This window comes from Amycolatopsis sp. NPDC003861 (genome assembly GCF_053605405.1).
This window is the reverse complement of record NZ_JBSGJD010000517.1, coordinates 1-1,383: the sequence shown is the minus strand read 5'-3', so window position 1 is coordinate 1,383 and position 1,383 is coordinate 1. Positions and strand designations below refer to the sequence as shown.

Here is a 1,383-nt window from a genome sequence, read left to right as displayed (position 1 = left end):
ATCGGTGGCCTGAACCAGGCCTACGCCAAGGGCAAGCGCATCGAGTTCCCGAACCCGATCGCCCGCGACGGCGACGGCTGGCGCGCCGACGTCGACCTCCCGTTGGGTGTCACGGCCGGCGACATCATCGCCAAGCGCGACGAGCTGTCCTCCGCGCTGCGCCGCCAGATCGGGTGCGTGTGGCCGGAAGGGGACGCGAAGGTCCACGAAGGACGGTTGGTGCTGTGGGTCGGCGACGTCGACATGTCCAAGGCCAAGCAGAAGCCGTGGGCGCTGGCCAAGCCGGGCGCGACGGTCGACCTGTTCAAGGCCCAGCCGTTCGGAACGGACCAGCGCGGCCGCTGGGTGCCTATCACGCTGATGTTCGCGTCCATGGTGATCGGTGCGGTTCCGCGCATGGGCAAGACGGTCACCCTGCGGGAACTGCTGCTGATCGCCGCCCTGGACCCGCGCGCAGTGCTCTACGCCTACGACCTCAAAGGCACCGGCGACCTCTCGCCGCTGAGCCAGTGCGCGCACGGCTACGGCGTCGGCGACGACCCCGAGGACATCGAACGCATGGTGGTCGAGATGCGAGAACTCCGGGACGAGATGCGCCGCCGCACCAAGGTGATCCGCAACCTGCCCGAGTCCGTATGCCCGGACAACAAGGTCACCCCGGAACTGGCCGCGCGCAAAGACTTGCGGCTCGCACCGATCGTGGTCGGGGTCGACGAGTGCCAGGTGTGGTTCGAGCACCCGGAACACGGCGAGGAACTGGAGGAGATCTGCACCGACCTGGTCAAGCGCGGCCCCGCCTTGGGGATCACGCTGATCCTGGCCACCCAGCGCCCGGACGCGAAATCCCGGCCCACCGGCATCTCCGCCAACGCCATCCTCCGGTTCTGCCTCAAGGTGATGGGGCAGCAGGCCAACGACATGGTTCTCGGCACGTCGCAGTACAAGTCCGGTGTCCGGGCCACAATGTTCGCCCGCTCCGACCGGGGCATCGGCTACCTCGCCGGCGAGGGCGACGACGCGCAGATCGTGCGCAGCGTCTACAAGGACGCCACCGACGCCAAGAAGATCGCCGCCGGCGCCCGCGCCCGCCGCGAAGCGCTGGGCAACATCACCGGCTACGCCGCCGGCGAGGCCGTCGACGTCGAGGCCGCCCGGCTGGACCCGCTGGCCGACACCATCGCGGTGTTCGCCCGGGGCGAGGACAAGCTCTGGTCCGACGCCATCGTGACCCGGCTCGCCGAGCTGCGGCCCGGCCAGTACCGGGGCTGGACGACGCAGAACCTCGCCACCGCGCTCAAGCCCTACGGCGTCAAGCCCAAGCAGGTGTGGAGCACCGACCCCGACACCGGCAAGTCAGCCAACCGCAACGGCTACACCCGCGAC

The 1,383-nt window shown here is 69.6% G+C and carries 1 protein-coding gene; it reads left to right on the top strand.

Annotated elements, in window-relative coordinates; all coding sequences use genetic code 11:
• On the top strand, window positions 1-1,383 hold a 1,383-nt coding region (locus ACWEVN_RS47895), incomplete at both ends, for an FtsK/SpoIIIE domain-containing protein (protein WP_452055717.1).